This window comes from Rhodococcus sp. RD6.2 (assembly GCF_001040705.1).
In the GTDB taxonomy this organism is placed as follows: Bacteria; Actinomycetota; Actinomycetes; order Mycobacteriales; family Mycobacteriaceae; genus Rhodococcus_G.
Genome location: NZ_CVQP01000005.1, coordinates 795,466 through 812,109, shown reverse-complemented (window position 1 = coordinate 812,109; position 16,644 = coordinate 795,466). Strand labels below are relative to the sequence as shown.

15 protein-coding genes and 2 rRNA genes are annotated in these 16,644 nt (G+C 68.5%); all 17 read left to right on the top strand.

Annotation, left to right across the window (positions count from 1 at the left end; all coding sequences use genetic code 11):
• Window positions 1-780: ribosomal RNA gene (locus RHCRD62_RS10115) — 23S ribosomal RNA — on the top strand; the annotation flags it as partial.
• Between the two features lie 119 nt (window positions 781-899).
• Window positions 900-1,016: ribosomal RNA gene (rrf, locus tag RHCRD62_RS10110) — 5S ribosomal RNA — on the top strand.
• Window positions 1,017-1,101: 85 nt separating this feature from the next.
• Window positions 1,102-2,256: a tetratricopeptide repeat protein gene (locus RHCRD62_RS25435; RefSeq protein WP_216596621.1), complete on the top strand. Its 1,155-nt coding sequence runs from the start codon at window positions 1,102-1,104 to the stop codon at window positions 2,254-2,256.
• Window positions 2,253-3,278, top strand: a complete 1,026-nt coding sequence (locus RHCRD62_RS10100; protein WP_253277261.1) for an HAD-IIA family hydrolase — start codon at window positions 2,253-2,255, stop codon at window positions 3,276-3,278. Before RHCRD62_RS25435 ends, RHCRD62_RS10100 begins: the two co-directional genes overlap by 4 nt.
• A gap of 58 nt (window positions 3,279-3,336) precedes the next feature.
• Window positions 3,337-3,552 carry a hypothetical protein gene (locus RHCRD62_RS10095; RefSeq protein ID WP_050064494.1) on the top strand — a complete coding sequence of 72 codons (216 nt, stop codon included), beginning with the start codon at window positions 3,337-3,339 and terminating at the stop codon, window positions 3,550-3,552.
• A 1-nt stretch (window position 3,553) separates the two neighbouring features.
• Window positions 3,554-4,369, top strand: a complete 816-nt coding sequence (locus RHCRD62_RS10090; protein ID WP_050064493.1) for a TlyA family RNA methyltransferase — start codon at window positions 3,554-3,556, stop codon at window positions 4,367-4,369.
• Entirely contained in the window at window positions 4,366-5,310 is a 945-nt protein-coding gene (locus RHCRD62_RS10085; RefSeq protein WP_050064492.1) for an NAD kinase, read from the top strand. Before RHCRD62_RS10090 ends, RHCRD62_RS10085 begins: the two co-directional genes overlap by 4 nt.
• Window positions 5,300-7,075: a DNA repair protein RecN gene (recN, locus tag RHCRD62_RS10080; RefSeq protein ID WP_050064491.1), complete on the top strand. Its 1,776-nt coding sequence runs from the start codon at window positions 5,300-5,302 to the stop codon at window positions 7,073-7,075. The genes RHCRD62_RS10085 and recN overlap by 11 nt, the downstream gene beginning before the upstream one ends.
• Window positions 7,076-7,213: 138 nt before the next feature.
• The gene (gene steA, locus RHCRD62_RS10075; RefSeq protein WP_050064606.1) at window positions 7,214-8,398 is read left to right on the top strand and encodes a putative cytokinetic ring protein SteA; all 1,185 of its coding nucleotides are present in this window, start codon (window positions 7,214-7,216) and stop codon (window positions 8,396-8,398) included.
• Window positions 8,395-9,336, top strand: coding sequence for a copper transporter (locus tag RHCRD62_RS10070; RefSeq protein WP_050064490.1), 942 nt, complete (start codon window positions 8,395-8,397; stop codon window positions 9,334-9,336). Before steA ends, RHCRD62_RS10070 begins: the two co-directional genes overlap by 4 nt.
• 138 nt (window positions 9,337-9,474) lie before the next feature.
• Window positions 9,475-11,214: a CTP synthase gene (locus RHCRD62_RS10065; protein WP_050064489.1), complete on the top strand. Its 1,740-nt coding sequence runs from the start codon at window positions 9,475-9,477 to the stop codon at window positions 11,212-11,214.
• A 7-nt stretch (window positions 11,215-11,221) separates the two neighbouring features.
• The gene (locus RHCRD62_RS10060; protein ID WP_050064488.1) at window positions 11,222-11,854 is read left to right on the top strand and encodes an NUDIX domain-containing protein; all 633 of its coding nucleotides are present in this window, start codon (window positions 11,222-11,224) and stop codon (window positions 11,852-11,854) included.
• Window position 11,855: 1 nt separating this feature from the next.
• Window positions 11,856-12,779 (top strand): site-specific tyrosine recombinase XerD, encoded by a 924-nt coding sequence (gene xerD / locus RHCRD62_RS10055; RefSeq protein WP_050064487.1) that lies wholly within the window; start codon window positions 11,856-11,858, stop codon window positions 12,777-12,779.
• A 94-nt stretch (window positions 12,780-12,873) separates the two neighbouring features.
• Window positions 12,874-13,881 carry a ParA family protein gene (locus RHCRD62_RS10050; RefSeq protein ID WP_084734169.1) on the top strand — a complete coding sequence of 336 codons (1,008 nt, stop codon included), beginning with the start codon at window positions 12,874-12,876 and terminating at the stop codon, window positions 13,879-13,881.
• Complete coding sequence (locus tag RHCRD62_RS10045; protein WP_050064485.1) at window positions 13,881-14,729, top strand: segregation and condensation protein A; 849 nt, start codon at window positions 13,881-13,883, stop codon at window positions 14,727-14,729. Before RHCRD62_RS10050 ends, RHCRD62_RS10045 begins: the two co-directional genes overlap by 1 nt.
• A gap of 107 nt (window positions 14,730-14,836) precedes the next feature.
• Window positions 14,837-15,472, top strand: a complete 636-nt coding sequence (gene scpB, locus RHCRD62_RS10040; RefSeq protein ID WP_050064605.1) for an SMC-Scp complex subunit ScpB — start codon at window positions 14,837-14,839, stop codon at window positions 15,470-15,472.
• A gap of 53 nt (window positions 15,473-15,525) precedes the next feature.
• Entirely contained in the window at window positions 15,526-16,623 is a 1,098-nt protein-coding gene (locus RHCRD62_RS10035; RefSeq protein ID WP_084734167.1) for a pseudouridine synthase, read from the top strand.
• Window positions 16,624-16,644 lie beyond the last annotated feature (21 nt).

Here is a 16,644-nt window from a genome sequence, read left to right as displayed (position 1 = left end):
GTGGGAGACTGTGAAGCGGGCACGCCAGTGTTCGTGGAGTCGTTGTTGAAATACCACTCTGATCGTATTGGACATCTAACCTCGGACCATGATCTGGTTCAGGGACAGTGCCTGGTGGGTAGTTTAACTGGGGCGGTTGCCTCCCAAAATGTAACGGAGGCGCCCAAAGGTTCCCTCAGCCTGGTTGGCAATCAGGTGTTGAGTGCAAGTGCACAAGGGAGCTTGACTGTGAGACTGACAGGTCGAGCAGGGACGAAAGTCGGGACTAGTGATCCGGCACCGGCATGTGGAAGCGGTGTCGCTCAACGGATAAAAGGTACCCCGGGGATAACAGGCTGATCTTCCCCAAGAGTCCATATCGACGGGATGGTTTGGCACCTCGATGTCGGCTCGTCGCATCCTGGGGCTGGAGTAGGTCCCAAGGGTTGGGCTGTTCGCCCATTAAAGCGGCACGCGAGCTGGGTTTAGAACGTCGTGAGACAGTTCGGTCTCTATCCGCCGCGCGCGTTAGAAACTTGAGGAAGGCTGTCCCTAGTACGAGAGGACCGGGACGGACGAACCTCTGGTGTGCCAGTTGTCCTGCCAAGGGCACTGCTGGTTAGCTACGTTCGGAAGGGATAACCGCTGAAAGCATCTAAGCGGGAAGCCTGTTCCAAGATGAGGTTTCTCACCCCCTTGAGGGGGTAAGGCCCCCGGCAGACTACCGGGTTGATAGGCCAGAACTGGAAGTGCAGTAATGCATGTAGGTGACTGGTACTAATAGGCCGAGGACTTACCACAAAGAAGCTACGCGTCCACTGTGCGGTATCTGAAACAACACACGTTGTTCAGAGCCGGAAATTTCGATCCTGATTGTTGGGGTTGTGTGTTTCTGGTTCCGTGTGACAGTTTCACAGAGTTACGGCGGCCATAGCGGAGGGGAAACGCCCGGTCCCATTCCGAACCCGGAAGCTAAGCCCTCCAGCGCCGATGGTACTGCACTCGACAGGGTGTGGGAGAGTAGGACACCGCCGTACATAACATCCGAAAGGGGACCCATACTATTGGGTCCCCTTTCGTGTTTTCATTGACATTGCCTGGGTTGTCTTCGAAGGAGACGTTGTGGCTGACAGCAACGGAGATCGTCGAGCCCACGGAGGCGACGATCCGGAACGGCGTCGCGGTGATGCACCGCGCGGCGGAAAAGGCACCGGGGCAGGGCGTGAGGCCAGCGGCCGGCACGATGGTCCTCGCAACGACGGACCGCGTTCCGGTGGTGGATACCGCGACCGTGACGACCGACGTTCCTCGAGTGGAGACCGCCGGGATGGCGGTCCGCGAGGTGACCAGCGCGGCGGCTACCGGGGATCCGACGACCGTCGATCCGGCGGAGACCGCCCGAGCGGCGACCGTCGCTCCGCTGGTGGCGACCGTCGTGACAGCGGCTCGTCGCGCGGCGACTACCGCGGCGGTGATCGTCGGCAGGGCGGTGACGGTCGTGGACCGGATCGCCGCGGGGGTGGCCCGCAGCGTCGTGGCGGCGAGGGTGCTTTCGCGCCGCGCCCGCGTGACGGCGGAGCATTCCCCGAGCGTCGAGCGGCCCGTCCCGACGAGCCCAACCTGCCGGAAGAGGTCCAGGCCGGCGAGCTCGACCAGACGGTTCGTCGCGACCTGCTCAGCCTCGACAAGTCGAACGCGAATGCCGTCGCGCGGCACCTGGTGATGGCAAGCAAGCTCCTCGAGGACGATCCGGCACTGGCCCTCGCTCATGCACGGGCCGCGCGGAACCGCGCGGGTCGTGTCGCCGTGGTCCGGGAGACCGCAGGCATCGTCGCGTACCACGCGGGTGAATGGGCGGAAGCGCTGTCCGAACTCCGAGCTGCCCGCCGCATGGCAGGCGGGCCTGGACTTCTCGCTGTCATGGCGGACTGCGAGCGAGGCCTCGGTCGTCCCGAGCGCGCGATCGAACTCGGCCGGAGCGAGGAGGCGCGAGCCCTGTCGGGTGACGAAGCCACCGAACTCCGCATCGTCGTCGCCGGTGCGCGGATGGACCTGGGGCAGTTCGATCAGGCCGTCGTCACGTTGCAGACCCCCGAACTGGACGCGTCGAAGTCCGGTCCGACGGCCGCGCGCCTGTTCTACGCCTACGCCGACGCGCTCGTCGCGGCCGGTCGTGTGCAGGACGGGTTGAAGTGGTTCCTCAACGCGGCCGCCGCAGACCACGACGGTGACACCGACGCCGAGGAGCGGGTGGCCGAACTCTCCGGCGATCAGTGACCGCAGGGCTGTCGTCGGCAGGTACGCGACTGCGGGACGAGTACGACGTTCTGCTCCTCGACCTGGACGGCACCGTCTACGCGGGTGCGTACGCGATTCCCGGGGCCAGGGATGCGCTCGTCGTCGACGGGGGGCCTCGTCTGTTCTACGTCACGAACAATGCCAGCCGCAGCCCCGCTGATGTCGCCGGACACTTGAGTGAACTCGGTTTCCCAGCAACGGAATTCGAGGTTGTCACGAGTTCGCAGTCCGCGGCGCGGCTGGTGGCGCAGCGGGTTCCTCCGGGGTCCCCGGTGCTCGTCGTCGGTACCGACGCGCTGGCCGAGGAGGTCGCCCTCGTGGGACTGCGGCCGGTTCGCAGTTTCGACGACGGCCCGGTCGCCGTGGTTCAGGGGCATTCACCCGATACCGGGTGGCGGATCCTCGCGGAGGCGACCCTCGCCATCCGTGCCGGCGCCTACTGGGTGGCGTCGAACGTCGACACGACCCTTCCGACCGAGCGCGGTCTGTGCCTCGGCAACGGGTCGATGGTCGCGGCGCTCAGGACGGCAACGAGCCGTGAGCCCGATGTCGCGGGCAAGCCTGCGCGTCCACTGATGGATGACGCGGTACGCCGCAGCGCCGCGACGCGTCCGCTGGTCGTCGGCGACCGCATCGACACGGACATCGCGGGTGCGAACGCGACCGGACTCGACTCGCTACTGGTGTTGACCGGGGTGAGTACGCCGTTCGATCTCCTCGTTGCTCCACCGGCGGAGCGGCCGACCTACCTGTCGCGGGCACTCGCGGCGCTCGACGAGCGGCCCGAGAAGCTCCGCATCACGGCGCATCCGGACGTGAGCGTCGACGTGGACGGGACCACACTGACGATCACCGCCGGGGACGGTGTCGACGAGATGGTCGTGCTCCGCGCAGCGCTCGCTGCTGCCTGGGAGTCGTCGGGGGTCGCTGCGGTGCGGGGACGGGGACAGGTGGCTGCTGCGGTCGCCGAACAGCTCGGCGGTACGGAGCGCTCCCGCTGACGCGGCACTGCCGCGGCCGACTGCGCAGTCCCGGGTCGATCGGATAGCGTTGACGGCGATGAGTACGCCGACACCGAAACCCGGACAGCACCTGCCGGGTCCGCCCCAGACCGTCGACCCCCAGCAGATCCACGCCGAGGTCGACGATCTGCTCGCGGGACTGACCGCCGTCGATCCGCAGGACCACCACCGGGCGATCACGCATCAGGCACACGTCCTCGAGCGTGCCCACGAGGTTCTGGTGCAGGCGCTCGCGACCGTGGACAAGATCTGAGGTGGCCAGGCGTGCACGAGTCGACGCCGAACTCGTTCGGCGAGGTCTGGCTCGCTCGAGGGAACATGCAGCCCAGCTGATCGCGGACGGCCGGGTGCTGATCAACGGGTCCGTTGCGGTCAAGCCTGCGACCGGGGTGGAGGCAGGTACGCCTCTGCTGGTGACCGAGGAGAGCGACGAGGTCTCCTGGGCGTCGCGAGGCGCACACAAGCTCCTCGGTGCGCTCGACGCGTTCGAGCCCCAAGGGCTGTCGGTGTCCGGTAAGCGGTGCCTGGATGCGGGCGCGTCCACGGGCGGATTCACGGACGTGCTGCTCAGTCGGGGTGCGACAGAGGTGGTCGCGGTCGACGTTGGTTACGGACAACTCGTGTGGCGGCTGCAGTCCGACGACCGGGTCATGGTCGTCGACCGGACCAACGTGCGGTCGCTTGAACCGGATCAGATCGGTGGTCAGGTCGCGGTGGTCGTCGCGGACCTGTCGTTCATCTCGCTCAAGCTGGTGCTGTCGGCGTTCGTAGCCTGTGCCGCCGACGGAGCCGATCTGGTGCCGATGGTGAAGCCGCAGTTCGAGGTGGGTAAGGATCGTGTCGGATCCGGTGGCGTGGTGCGTGATTCGGCCCTGCGCGCGGAAGCGGTGCTCGAGGTGTCCCGAGCAGCGGACGAACTCGGCCTGCGCACCCTCGGTGTGGTCGCGAGCCCCCTCCCCGGACCGTCGGGGAATGTCGAGTACTTCCTGTGGCTGCGCAAGCAGGCGGATCCCGGTGCGCCGGATGTCGAGGACCTCGTTCGCCGCGCGGTCGAGGAGGGACCGAAGTGACCGGAGCTCATCGCGAGATCCTCGTCGTCTCCCACTCGGGGCGAACCGAGATCAGCGACACGACGCGACGGATTGCGCGCGTGTTCGCCGGTGCCGGTATCGGACTGCGCGTGCTCGCCTCCGAAGTCGACCAGCGGGTCGACCCCGCTTCGCGGGACGACGTGCAGGTCACGGTGGTCGAGCCGGGACCCGACGCCGCGACGGGCTGTGAGCTGGTGTTGGTCCTCGGGGGCGACGGGACGTTCCTGCGCGGCGCCGAACTGGCTCGCGCCGCGGACATTCCGGTCCTCGGGATCAACCTCGGCCGGATCGGATTCCTCGCGGAGACGGAGGCCGAGCATCTGGAGGAAGCGCTCGCTCATCTGATCCGTCAGGACTATCGCGTCGAACGGCGGATGACCATCGACATCGCGATCCGGGTGGACGACGTGATCGTCGACCGCGGGTGGGCGCTGAACGAGGCGAGCATCGAGAACGTTTCCCGGCTCGGGGTGCTCGAGGTGGTCCTCGAGGTGGACGGCAGGCCCGTGTCGTCGTTCGGGTGTGACGGGGTGCTCGTTGCAACGCCGACGGGGTCGACGGCGTACGCGTTCTCGGCGGGCGGGCCGATCGTGTGGCCGGAACTCGAAGCGCTGCTGGTGATTCCGAGCAACGCCCATGCACTGTTCGCGCGGCCTCTCGTCACGAGTCCCGAGTCGACGATCGCGGTGGAGACGTTCGCCGGTGGTCACGACGGGCTGGTGTTCTGCGACGGGAGCCGCACCCTGGCGCTACCTGCGGGCGGTCGCGTCGAGATCGTGCGAGGTGCGAACCCCGTCAAGTGGATCCGCCTGGACTCGGCGCCCTTCGCCGACCGGATGGTGCGAAAGTTCGAACTGCCCGTGAAGGGCTGGCGCGGTCTGCGCGGCCGTGGGGAAGGGGACGGTAGGCGTGCTCACTGAACTCCGCATCGATTCACTCGGCGCGATCGCATCGGCCTCGGCCCAGTTCCACGAAGGGTTCACCGTCCTGACCGGTGAGACCGGTGCGGGCAAGACGATGGTGGTGACCAGCCTCCACCTGCTCGGTGGTGCCCGGGCCGACGCCGGGCGCGTGCGTGTCGGTGCCGAACGAGCCGTCGTCGAGGGGAGGTTCTCGACGGCGAACGTCGGCCCGCAGGTGGCCGCCGACATCGACCGAATGCTGGAGTCCACGGGTGCCGAGCGGGACGAGGACGGCACCGTGATCGCCGTCCGCACGGTCGGAGCGGACGGTCGGTCCCGAGCTCATCTCGGTGGCCGCGGCGTTCCGGCTGGTGTCCTCGCGGAGCTGACGACTCCGCTGCTCACCGTGCACGGTCAGAACGACCAGCTTCGCCTGCAGCGACCCGACCAGCAGCGGCAGGCCCTCGACGAGTTCGGTGGCGCGGCGCTCGGTTCGCTGCTCGACAAGTACCGCGGAGTGCGTTCGCAGTGGCTGCAGGCGCGTACGGAACTGGACGAACGGACTCGGAGCAGCCGCGAGCTGGCACAGGAAGCGGATCGGCTCGAGTTCGCACTGAACGAGATCGATGGGGTAGCCCCCCAACCCGGTGAGGACGCTGCAATCGTCGCCGAGGTGAAACGGCTCGGCGCCCTCGACTCCCTGCGCTCCGCCGCAGCGGGTGCGCAGGCCGCACTGTCCGGGGCGGGGGATCTCACCGACGAGGTCGGGCCGGCCGGGTCCGGTGCGCTCGACCTTCTGGGAGAAGCGCGTTCGCGAGTCGAGTCGTCCGACGACCAGGCGTTGACCGTGCTCGCGCCGCGCCTGGGTGAAGCGATCACCATCCTCACCGACGTCGCCTCGGATCTGACCGGCTATCTCGAGGGCCTGCCGTCGGATCCGGGGGCGCTCGACGTGCTGCTGAGCAGGCAGGCGGAGCTGAAGACCCTCACCCGCAAGTACGCAGCCGACGTCGACGGCGTGCTCGAGTGGGCCGCGCAGGCCCGGGACCGACTCGGCCGGATCGACGTCTCGGCCGATGCGCTCGCGTCACTTGCGGCGCGTGTCGACTCGGCGGCGACCGCGCTCGCCGAGGCCGCCGGTGCGCTGAGCCGGGCTCGCGCGAAATCGGCGGGCAAGCTGGGCAAGGCGGTGACCGCGGAACTCGCAGGTCTCGCGATGGGTAAGGCCAAGTTGGAGGTCGTGGTCCGGCCGATGGTCGCGACCGCGCAGGATTCGGCGCCGCTCGAGGTCGACGGGCAGGCGGTTCATGCCGGATCCGCCGGTGTCGACGAGGTGGAGTTCCGGCTCGCCGCGCACGACGGTGCCCCGGCGCTGATGCTGGGCAAGAGTGCGTCCGGTGGTGAGCTCTCGCGCGTGATGCTGGCCCTGGAAGTGGTGCTGGCAGGCGCGCAGTCCGGCGCAACGATGGTGTTCGACGAGGTCGACGCCGGGGTCGGAGGTCGCGCGGCGGTCGAGATCGGTCGCAGGCTCGCGCGTCTGTCGCGCACCCATCAGGTCATCGTCGTGACCCACCTGCCCCAGGTGGCGGCCTTCGCCGACACCCATCTCGTCGTCGACAAGGTGGACGGCAAGCGTGGGGCCGACTCGGGGGTTCGGACCCTGAGCGACGACGAGCGAGTCGCCGAACTGGCGCGGATGCTCGCCGGTCTGGGAGACACGGAGACGGGCCGAGCCCACGCCGAGGAGCTGCTCGCGACCGCGGGAGCCGAGCGAGCGTCCTGACCGGGTGGGACGAACCGTCCGGGTGACCGGTTCGGAGCTCGCGACGCCGTGTCGCTCGTGGTGTTCGAGTGACTCGTGAGGTAAGAGGTTCGGCGCGCCTCCCCGGCGCGGACCGGTGTGCGCGTCATCATCGAGGACATGAAGATGCCCGCTCTGTTGTCACGAAACACCGAGTCGCTGCCGGGCGTTGCCGGCATCGCCAGGGTTGACCGCAACACGGCGAAGCTGCTTCGCCGCGTCGGCCCCGGCGACATCGTCGTCCTCGACGAGCTGGACCTGGATCGGGTCACCGCCGATGCGCTCGTCGCCGCCGGGGTGACCGCCGTCGTCAACGCGTCGCCATCGATTTCCGGCAGATACCCGAACCTGGGTCCCGAGGTGCTGGTCGCCAACGGGATCGTCCTCGTCGACTCGGCCGGTGACGAGGTGTTCAAGAAGGTGAAGGACGGCTCGAAGATCCGCCTCCACGAGGGTGGGATCCACGCGGGTGAGCGCCGCCTGGCCGCCGGGGTCGAGCAGTCCGAGGCGGAGATCTCCGACCTGATGATCGAGGCGAAGACCGGTCTGGTCGATCACCTCGAGGCATTCTCGGGCAACACGATCGAGTTCATTCGCACCGAGAGTCCCCTGCTGATCGACGGCGTCGGCGTGCCGGACGTGGACGTCGACATGACGGATCGCCATGTCGTGGTGGTCGCGGACGGACCGGATCACGTTGCGGATCTGAAGAATCTGAAGCCCTTCATCAAGGAGTACTCGCCGATCCTGATCGGCGTCGGGGCGGGCGCAGACGCGCTGTCCGCGGCCGGTTACCGCCCGGACCTGATCGTCGGCGACCCGGAGGAGGTCACCGCGGCGACCCTCAAGTCCGGCGCCGAGGTTGTCCTGCCCGCCGACCCGGACGGGCATGCGCCCGGCCTCGAACGCATCCAGGACCTGGGGATCGGTGCGATGACCTTCCCCGCTGCCTGCGCGCCTGCGGATCTTGCGCTGCTGCTCGCCGACCACCACGGGGCCTCGCTGATCGTCACCGTCGGCAGTACGGTCTCGCTCGACGAGTTCTTCGACCGGGGGCGGCGTGAGGACAATCCGGCGGCGTTCATGACGCGGCTGAAGGTCGGACCGAAGCTGGTGGACGCGAAAGCCGTTGCGACGCTGTACCGGAGCCGTGTCTCCGGGGCCGCGATCGCGCTCCTCGTTCTGGCGGCGCTGACCGCCGTGATCGTGGCGCTGGTCGTGTCGAACATCGGTGGCGAGGTCGTGGACTGGGCAGTCCAGACGTGGAACAGCTTTGCGATCTGGGTTCAGGGATTCTTCAAGTGATTTCCATGCGTCAACACGCGATCTCGATCGCGGCGATCTTCCTTGCACTCGCCATCGGCGTCGTTCTCGGGTCGGGAACGCTGTCCGACTCGCTGATGTCCGGACTGCGCGACGACAAGGCCGACATGCAGAACCGGATCAACGACCTCGGCGACGAGAACAACCGGCTCGGTGAGCAACTCGCCGCGGCCGACGGTTTCGACGCCGCGGTCGCGGATCGTGTCGTGCGGGACGCTCTGGCCCAGCGGTCGGTCGTGGTCATCACCACCCCGGATGCCGACCCGGCCGACCTCGACGAGGTGACCAGGCTGATCGGCGCGTCCGGTGGGACGGTGACCGGGCGGGTCGCGCTCACCGACGCATTCGTCGATGCGGCGGTTGGGGACCAGCTGCGGACCACCGTCACCAACGTCGTCCCCGCGGGCATCCAGTTGCGGACCGGTGCCGTCGACCAGGGCAGCCTCGCGGGTGACCTGCTCGGATCGGTTCTGCTTCTGAATGCTCAGACCGCGCAGCCGCAGAGCACGCCGGAGGAACTGACGTTGGCGCTGGACGCGTTGCGGGCCGGCGGGTTCGTCGCCTACGACAACGGCACGGTCGCGCCCGCGCAGCTCGCGGTGGTCCTGACGGGCGACGGTGGGTCCGACAGCGGGAACCGGGGTGCCATCGTCGCCAGGTTCGCAGGCGCCCTCGACGGGCGCGGTGCCGGAACCGTACTGGCGGGCAGGCCGGCGTCCGCGCAGGGCAACGGACCTGTCGCGGTCGTGCGATCCGACACCGCTCTGTCGTCCGGGGTGTCCACGGTGGACGATGTGGACAGGGAATCCGGTCGCATCACGACGGTCCTCGCACTGCAGGACCAGCTCGGTGGCGGGGCGGGTCGTTTCGGAACCGGGCCGAATGCGACGGCGGTCACCGTGGGAGTGCCGATCGGCTGACATCACACGGGCGAGGCGGTCCGAACGGGCGTGCCGTGCACCCGCAGGCTTGCGGAGGTGTTACCGTGAAGACCCGTGGGTCGGCAGGCCCCAGCTATACCATTGGTCAAGTCCTGCAAGTCGTCACGGGAGCCCTTCTTGCCACTCTCACGCAGTCATTCGCGTACCGCCACCAAGCACATCTTCGTCAGTGGGGGCGTGGCCTCCTCTCTCGGCAAGGGTCTGACGGCTTCGAGCCTCGGACAGCTGCTCACTGCCCGTGGCCTCCGGGTGACGATGCAGAAGCTCGACCCGTACCTCAACGTCGATCCGGGCACCATGAACCCGTTCCAGCACGGTGAGGTGTTCGTCACCGAGGACGGCGCCGAGACCGATCTGGACGTGGGGCACTACGAGCGGTTCCTCGACCGCGACCTCAACGCGTTCGCCAATGTGACCACGGGTCAGGTGTACTCGTCGGTCATTGCGAAGGAACGCCGCGGCGAGTACCTGGGCGACACCGTGCAGGTCATCCCGCACATCACCGACGAGATCAAGTCCCGGATCCTCGCAATGGCAGGCCCCGACGCTCAGGGCCAGGTGCCCGACGTCGTGATCACCGAGATCGGTGGCACCGTCGGCGACATCGAATCGCAGCCCTTCCTCGAAGCGGCCCGGCAGGTTCGGCACGACGTCGGACGCGACAACGTCTTCTTCCTGCACGTCTCGCTCGTGCCGTACCTCGGCCCGTCCGGTGAGCTCAAGACCAAGCCGACGCAGCATTCGGTGGCGGCGCTGCGCAACATCGGCATCCAGCCGGACGCGCTGATCCTGCGCTGCGACCGCGACGTCCCCGAGGGACTCAAGCGCAAGATCGCCCTCATGTGCGACGTCGACGTCGACGCCTGCATCTCCACTCCCGACGCCCGCTCCATCTACGACATCCCGAAGGTGCTGCACAGCGAGGGGCTCGACGCCTACGTGGTGCGTCAGCTCGGCCTGCCGTTCCGCGACGTGGACTGGTCGGTGTGGGGCGACCTGCTCGAACGCGTCCACAACCCGCGTGAGAGTGTGCGCGTGGCGCTGGTCGGCAAGTACGTCGACCTGCCCGACGCCTACCTGTCGGTCACCGAGGCCCTGCGTGCCGGTGGTTTCGCGCACCGCGCGAAGGTCGAGATCGACTGGGTTCCCTCCGACGTGTGCGAGACCGAGGCAGGCGCCCAGGAGGCGCTCGGCGAGGTCGACGCCGTCCTGATCCCCGGCGGCTTCGGCATCCGCGGCATCGAGGGCAAGCTCGGGGCCATCCGGTTCGCCCGCACCCGCGGGATCCCGCTGCTCGGCCTGTGCCTCGGGCTGCAGGCAGTCGTCATCGAAGCGGCCCGCTCGGTCGGCCTGGCCGATGCGAACTCGGCCGAGTTCGAGCCGGACACCAAGCATCCCGTCATCTCCACGATGGCCGACCAGGAGGACATCGTCGCGGGTGAAGCCGATCTCGGTGGAACCATGCGCCTGGGTGCCTACCCGGCCGTCCTCGAGAAGGGCTCGGTCGTCGCCCGCGCGTACGGCAGCGAGAACGTGTCCGAGCGGCACCGGCACCGCTACGAGGTCAACAACTCGTACCGGGACCGGATCGCCAAGTCGGGCTTGAAGTTCAGCGGCACCTCGCCGGACGGGCACCTCGTCGAGTTCGTCGAACTGCCCGCCGACAAGCACCCGTTCTTCGTTGCGACGCAGGCGCATCCGGAGCTCAAGAGCCGGCCCACCCGCCCGCACCCGCTGTTCGCGGCATTCGTCGGTGCGGCGGTGAAGTACAAGGCCGCCGAGCGTCTCGAGGTGGACGTGCACCCCGATGTCGAGGAGCAGGCAGACGAGGCCGCCTCGGACGTCACCGCAGGCTGACCCGACGATGATTCCCGGACAGCACGACTTCGACACGCTCGACAGTCGGACGGTGTACGAAGGCGCGATCGTCGCGTTGCGGGTCGACCGCGTCGCGATGCCGGGCGGCGTCGCCGCCAACCGTGAAGTGGTCGAGCACCACGGCGCGGTCGCCGTCGTCGCCGTCGACGAGCAGGATCGCCTGGTACTGATCGACCAGTACCGGCATCCGCTCGGACGCCGGATCCGGGAACTGCCCGCCGGGCTGCTCGACGCCACCGGTGAAGACCCGGTGGACGCGGCCCGGCGGGAGCTGGCCGAGGAGACCGGCCTCGCCGCGGACCACTGGTCCGTACTCGTCGACGTCGCGGTGTCGCCCGGATTCACCGACGAAGCGATCCGCGTCTACCTGGCGACCGGTCTGACCGAGGTGGACCGCCCGGACCCGGAACACGAGGAGGCCGACCTCTCGATCACGCGCGTGTCGGTCGGCGACGCCGTCGCTCAGGCGCTGGCCGGGGAGATCGTCAACGCCACCGCGTTGTCGGGAATCCTCGCGCTGGCGGCGCTTCGTGCCGGTGGTGGAACCGCGGGCAGGCCGCTCGACTCCGCGTGGCCGGATCGACCCACCGCCTTCGACCGCCGCGGGCACGGCTCCTGAAGTGCTCGCACAGCAGGTGTCGAGCTACCTCGACCACCTCGCCGTGGAACGCGGCGTGGCGGCGAACACACTGCTGTCCTATCGCCGCGACCTGGAGCGGTACAGCGAGTACCTGACGAGCCGCGGGATCGACGACCTCGATCGGGTCGCGCAACGGCACATCACCGACTTCGTGGTGGTACTGCGGCGGGGCGACACCCCGAACGGGGTGCGGCCGCTCGCTCCCTCGTCCGCCGCGCGGGCCCTGATCGCGGTGCGCGGACTGCACAAGTTCGCGACCGCGGAAGGCTTCGCCCGGGCGGACGTCGCGCACGGCGTCAAACCGCCGTCGCCGAGCCGCCGGTTGCCGAAGTCGCTACCGCTGGACCAGGTGCTGGCGTTGCTCGAATCCACCGGGGGAGAGGACTCGGGCGACCAGCCGCGTGCTCTACGGGACCGGGCGCTGCTCGAACTCCTGTACTCGACGGGGGCCCGTATCTCCGAGGCTGTCGGGCTCGATCTCGACGACATCGACGCCGTCGACCGTGCGGTCCTGCTGCGCGGCAAGGGCGGCAAGGACCGCATCGTCCCGATCGGCAGGCCCGCGCTCGCCGCGCTCGAGGCGTATCTGGTCCGAGGCAGGCCCGCGCTCGTGTCCCGAGGCGGGCCCGCGGTGTTCCTGAATTCCCGCGGTGGTCGGCTGACGCGGCAGAGCGCCTGGCAGGTGCTCCGGTCCGCGGCCGACCGGGTCGGGCTCGCGGACGGCGTCTCCCCGCACACCCTGCGGCATTCGTTCGCGACGCACCTGCTCGACGGCGGCGCCGACGTCCGCGTCGTCCAGGAACTGCTGGGACACGCGTCGGTGACAACCACGCAGATCTACACCCTCGTCACGATCGGCTCGCTCCGAGAGGTGTGGGCAGGCGCTCATCCCCGCGCCCGCTAGTTCGCCCGCGCGTGTCCGCGGCGGCTTCCGGGTGCCAGGCGGTAGCGTCGTGGTGCGAGCATGCACGAGCGAGGAAGGGGCCATCGAAACCGTGATGACACCTCAGCCGCCCTCGGCGACATCGCCGGACGGCATCGCCGATCAGCAGCGGATCCCGAGCGGTCCCGCTGCGCCGGCACCACACGGCGACGTCGAGACCGCGACCCCCGAAATCGACGCCGACGACACGGCACCCACCCGTCTCACCGATTCCGACGGAGAAACGGAACTCGGACCCACCGGTCGACCGCTCCGCGTGATTCCCGACCCGCAACCGGTCACCTCGCACGGTCCCGCCAAGGTGATCGCGATGTGCAACCAGAAGGGCGGCGTCGGAAAGACGACCTCGACGATCAACCTGGGGGCCTCGCTCGCCGAGCAGGGGCGTCGGGTCCTGCTCGTCGACCTCGACCCGCAGGGTGCGCTGTCCGCAGGCCTGGGAGTCGCCCACAACGACCTCGACCTCACCGTCCACAACCTGCTCGTCGAGCGCAAGGTGTCGATCGACGACGTGCTGATGCGTACCCGCGTCGAGAACCTCGACCTGCTGCCGAGCAACATCGACCTGTCCGCTGCCGAGATCCAGTTGGTCACCGAGGTCGGGCGCGAACAGTCGCTCGGCCGGGCGTTGTACCCGGTGCTCGACCGCTACGACTACATCCTCATCGACTGTCAGCCGTCGCTCGGTCTGCTGACCGTCAATGCGCTGGCCTGCGCCGAGGGGGTGATCATCCCGATGGAATGCGAGTACTTCAGTCTGCGCGGCCTGGCCCTCCTCAACGACACCGTCGAGAAGGTCCGCGACCGGCTGAACCCGCGTCTGCAGATGTCTGGCATCGTGGTCACCATGTTCGATGCCAGGACCCTCCATGCGCGTGAGGTGATGACGCGGGTCGTCGAGGTGTTCGGTGACCTCGTGTACGACACGGTGATCAGCCGGACGGTCCGATTCCCGGAGACCAGCGTCGCAGGTGAGCCGATCACCACATGGGCGCCGAAATCCGGTGGAGCGCAAGCGTATCGGGCGCTCGCACGCGAAGTGATCGCGCGGTCCGGCCGGTAGTGGACTCCGAGCTCACCGACGGCACGGAGGAGAGCGGCGGCTTCAGGGTTCGACTGCGCAACTTCGAGGGACCGTTCGACCTCCTGCTCACCCTGATCAGTCAGCGGCGCCTCGACGTCACCGAGGTCGCATTGCATCAGGTCACCGACGACTTCATCGCCTACACCCGGGCACTGAGCGCCGACCTGGACACCCGGACCACCGGCGCGGGCAACGTCCTCGACCAGATCACCGAATTCCTCGTCGTGGCCGCAACACTTCTCGACCTCAAGGCTGCGAAGTTGCTGCCCGCAGGCGAGGTCGAGGACGCCGAGGACCTGGCGTTGCTGGAGGCGCGGGACCTGCTGTTCGCGCGGCTGTTGCAGTACCGGGCGTTCAAACAGATCGCGCAGCTGTTCGCGGAACTCGAATCCGCGGCCCTGCGCCGCTACCCGAGGGCCGTCGCGCTGGAGGAGCGGTACGTCGGGTTGCTGCCCGAGGTGCTGCTCGGTGTCGACGCCGCAGCGTTCGCCGACATCGCGGCCGCGGCGCTCGCGCCCCGTCCGGTGCCGACGGTGGGTCTCGACCACCTGCACGCATCCCCCGTGTCGGTGCCGGAACAGGCCGCCATCATCCTCGACCTGCTGCGGCAGCGCGGCGAGGGTGCCTGGGCGGGTTTCGGTGATCTCGTAGCGGGATGCGAGGAGACCGTACAGATCGTCGCGCGGTTCCTCGCACTGCTGGAGCTGTACCGCCAGCGGGCCGTGGCGTTCGAACAACTCGAACCACTCGGCGACCTGCTCGTCAGCTGGACGGGCGAGGGCGGAGACGACGGGCGGATCTTGGTGAGTTCGGAGGACTACGGATGAGCGAGGCACAGATCGGCGAAACGGAGACTGTCGGTGACGACCTCACCGACACGGTCGGTGAGGATCCGACCGACGCGGTCGGTGACACCGCATTTTCCGACGACGCCATGGACGACGACGAACTCGAGTCGGCGCTCGAAGCTGTGCTTCTCGTCATAGATGCGCCCGCCGCGACGGAGGCGCTCGCGTCGGCGGTCGGCGAACCCCGGGCCCGAGTCGAGAAGACGCTGCGACGCATGTCGGGCGCATTGTCGGCGCGGCGCAGTGGAATCGACCTCCGGCGTGCTGCCGAGGGGTGGCGGTTCTACACCCGGAACGAGTACGCACCGTACGTGGAGCGGCTTCTGCTCGACGGGGCTCGGTCGAAGCTCACACGTGCAGCGTTGGAAACATTGGCTGTAGTTGCGTACCGTCAACCGTTGACCCGCGCGCGGGTGAGCGCGGTGCGCGGAGTGAACGTCGACGGCGTCATGCGCACCCTCTTCGCCCGGGGTCTGATCGCGGAGGCCGGGACCGATCCCGACACCAACGCGACCACGTACGCGACGACCGAGCTGTTCCTCGAACGGCTCGGGTTGTCCTCGCTGGCGGATCTGCCGCCTGTGGCGCCGTTGCTGCCCGATGTCGACGTGATCGACGACATCAGCGAGGACGTGGAGTCCGACCCGCGTTTCGCACGCCTGCGACGCGTGCAGCCGGACACGAAACCCGTCGTCGACACAAGTGTCGACGAGGACAATTGATCGAGTGAACGGTTCCGTTCACTCGACCGCTGAGAAGTGAACAGGAAAGAAAAGTGAACAGATCCGCTCGCCGTGATGGCACACCGGACAGGGGTAGGGGAAAGCCCGCCCGCAGCACGACAGGCAAGAAGGACGCTCCGCGCAGCGGCACGGGCGCGTCGCGCAGCGGCAGCAGTGGCACAGGCGCAACGCGGAGCGGCACCGGCGGCGCACCGCGGACCGGCGCGGGCGCTCCGAAGAAGCCCCACCGCGGTCAGGCGGCCGCGGCAGGCGCCGCAGGCGCCACCAACAAGCGAGGCAAGCCGAAGCAGACGAAGCCGCAGCGCCAGCAGGTGCAGGTCAACCCGAAGATCAGCAACGCCAAGCCGGCGCGCCACCAGTACACCGACGGTGCCGCCCCGAAGCAGCTCGCCGCAGGTGAGGGCGTGCGCCTGCAGAAGGTGCTCGCGCAGGCAGGCGTCGCATCGCGCCGCGCGGCCGAGGAACTCATCGAGCAGGGTCGCGTCGAGGTCGACGGCCACATCGTGGTCGAGCAGGGCCTGCGGGTCGATCCCGAGAACGCCGTGGTTCGCGTGGACGGCGTTCGGGTCGTCGTGAAGAAGGACCTCGTGCACATCGCGCTGAACAAGCCGCGCGGTTGGCAGTCGACGATGTCCGACGACCTCGGCCGGCCGTGCATCGGCGACATTGTGTCCGAGCGGGTGTCCGCCGGGCAGCGCCTGTTCCACGTCGGTCGCCTCGACGCCGACACCGAGGGACTGATCCTGCTGACCAACGACGGTGATCTCGCGCACCGGCTGATGCACCCGTCCTTCGAGGTGCCGAAGACGTACCTCGCAACTGTCAACGGCGTCGTCGACCGCAGCCTGGGCAAGAAGCTCAAGGCGGGCATCGAGCTCGAGGACGGTCCGGCGAAGGTCGACGCATTCACGCTCCTCGACGTCAACGGCAAGCAGTCGCTGGTGAAGCTCGTCCTGCACGAGGGCCGCAAGCACATCGTCCGCCGCCTCCTCGACGCTGCCGGGTACCCGGTGGTGCGGCTGGTCCGCACCGACATCGGCGCCGTCGCGCTCGGTGACGGGCGCCCAGGCACCCTGCGGGTGCTGGGTCGCGGCGAGGTCGGCAGCCTGTACCAGGCGGTCGGTCTGTGAGCGAGGACGTGACCACGCCAC

Excerpts from the sequence above, each read along its gene's own strand:
- RHCRD62_RS10095 (WP_050064494.1), top strand. The coding sequence starts at position 3,337 with ATGAGTACGCCGACACCGAAACCCGGACAGCACCTGCCGGGTCCGCCC.
- steA (WP_050064606.1), top strand. The coding sequence starts at position 7,214 with ATGAAGATGCCCGCTCTGTTGTCACGAAACACCGAGTCGCTGCCGGGC.
- RHCRD62_RS10060 (WP_050064488.1), top strand. The coding sequence starts at position 11,222 with ATGATTCCCGGACAGCACGACTTCGACACGCTCGACAGTCGGACGGTG.
- RHCRD62_RS10050 (WP_084734169.1), top strand. The coding sequence starts at position 12,874 with ATGACACCTCAGCCGCCCTCGGCGACATCGCCGGACGGCATCGCCGAT.
- scpB (WP_050064605.1), top strand. The coding sequence starts at position 14,837 with ATGGACGACGACGAACTCGAGTCGGCGCTCGAAGCTGTGCTTCTCGTC.